The sequence below is a fragment of the Exobacillus caeni genome, assembly GCF_005747095.1.
GTDB lineage: Bacteria > Bacillota > Bacilli > Bacillales > Guptibacillaceae > Exobacillus > Exobacillus caeni.
On sequence record NZ_SWLG01000041.1, the window covers coordinates 1 to 2,176 of the forward strand.

Sequence of the window (2,176 nt, forward strand, 5' to 3'; positions counted from 1 at the left end):
TTTTGTGCGACGGGCAGTCGCAAAGGGTGTTGCCGCAGGCAACACCCTTTCACTCTGTTTCTGGACAGAGACGACACCGAGGTGTAACGACTGGATGAAATAGACGGATGTGAATTCCAGATGGTGAAAGTCCATCCTCGAGGAGACTGACCTAGCTCGAGAAGCCTAATCTAGGGCATTACTGTGAGGTAGTGTCTGAAGGAGATGCGGAAAATTATAAAGAACCGCAGGCGAAAAGGTAGACCCTAATGCAAGAAGTGTGAATCACAGCGGCGGGGTAAGCTGGCGACTTTTCGAAAAGTGAGGAAGCCCACTAAAAGGCACTTTCTTTAGAAGTCAGACCGAGAAAGTGTGGCTTACAACGTGATGGTGAAGGGTATGCCTTGAAGGAAAATGCGATGACCCCGTGAGGTCTCCATCTTACCGAACAGGCAGGGTTCTAGTCTATAAGGGAAATCCGAAATGACGAAGAACGGATGGAGAAATCAGACGTTCTCATAGTACGGAAGTAGCTCGATGACGAAACATGGAGCGAACGGAAGGGGAACGACCTATGGCTCCAGGCTATAGACGAGATGTAATGTGAACGAACAAGTTACTGCGGTAAAACCGTTTGAAAGTACATCAAGGAAAGGCGTGGAATACGCAATGAATCAAGAGTGGAAATTTAAACTTCATAGCGTTTATGGACAGCTTCTGTTCGACCGGAAACTAACAGAAAGTTTTCGGAAAGTAAAACAAAACAAAGGAGCTGGCGGAATCGATGGGGAAACCATCGAAAGTTATGAAGCCAATCTAGAAGAAAACATCATGAATCTTCTTATGAAACTTAGAGAGAAAACGTATCAACCTCAACCGGTGAAAAGAGTTTACATTCCCAAGAAAAGCGGAAAGAAACGTCCGCTCGGAATTCCTACGATTGAAGACCGTATCGTCCAACAGAGTGTCGTCAATGTCCTCCAACCAAAATTTGAGGATCATCTCTTTCATAACTGGTCCGTTGGCTATCGTCCAGCCCGTGGAGTAAAAAGAGGGCTGCAGATTATCTTATGGAATATTGAACAAGGATACAACCACATCTACGACTGTGATATTAAAGGCTTCTTCGATAACATTTCTCATAAGAAACTCGTGGCTGTACTCAAAAAGTATGTATCAGACCGTACGGTACTAAAGATGATAGAGCAATGGTTGAAAACGGGTTATATGGAAGAAGGCAAAAGAATTCATTCCGATGATGGAACTCCTCAAGGTGGAGTGATTTCGCCACTGTTGGCCAATGTATTCTTGAGTGAATTGGATTGGGAATGGGATTTACATGGATTACGCTTTGTACGATACGCAGACGACTTTCTGCTTTTTGCCAAATCAAAAGAAGACATCAAGAAGGCAGCCGACCTTACAAAAGCAAAGCTGAAAGAATTAGGATTGGAAATCTCAAAGGAGAAGACGAAAATCGTAGATTTTCAAAAAGATGACTTTGATTTTCTGGGATTCACCTTTCACCATTGGCGAGAGGGGAAGAAAGACAAGAAGCCGGTCTTTCACGTTACTCCAAAAGAAGAATCCATCAAGGATTTTAGAATGAAGATTAAGCAGAAAACACGAAAGACATTGACTCTTAGTAAGGAAGAATGGATAAACCGCGTAAATCCAATCATAAGAGGAAAGGTCAATTACTATGTCACCGTGATTGAAGCAATCAAAGCAAATGAAAAGTATGGGCTAAAGAGTCACTGTGTAACGAAATGGATACGAAGGACTTTACTCTCTTTAGATGGTTACATAAGAAGAAGGCTCAGAGTAGCATTCATTCACAAACATCCGAACCAAAAGAAAGAACAGAAGATGCGTTACAAATGGAACAGAGCTTATTTTGTAAGCATCAAACTTATTCCAGCTTACTGGCTTTATTTGAATAGAGTCTATGGTTATACACTCGACCAGTACGTTGACGAGATGAGAGTGAAGGGGAAAGCTAAATTAAAAAGGGCCATCCAACGAGCAAAAGAAAAAGGCGAGGAGTACTACTCTCCCCGCCGACTAGAAAAGATGCAGAATGCCTGGAACGCATCCTCTTGATTGACATTGTAACATATGGGTAAGCCGTATGCCTTAATAGGGCACGTACGGTTTGATAAGGGGGAAGCCTTGAAAGAGGTTTCCCTACTTTATT

Annotated in this window: 1 protein-coding gene; it reads left to right on the top strand. The window is 42.8% G+C overall.

The annotated features are described in order from the left end of the window. The first annotated feature begins 582 nt into the window (after positions 1 to 582). A complete protein-coding gene (gene ltrA / locus FCL54_RS23495) occupies positions 583 to 2,082 on the top strand; it encodes a group II intron reverse transcriptase/maturase (protein WP_246055442.1) in 1,500 nt (499 codons plus the stop codon). Positions 2,083 to 2,176 lie beyond the last annotated feature (94 nt).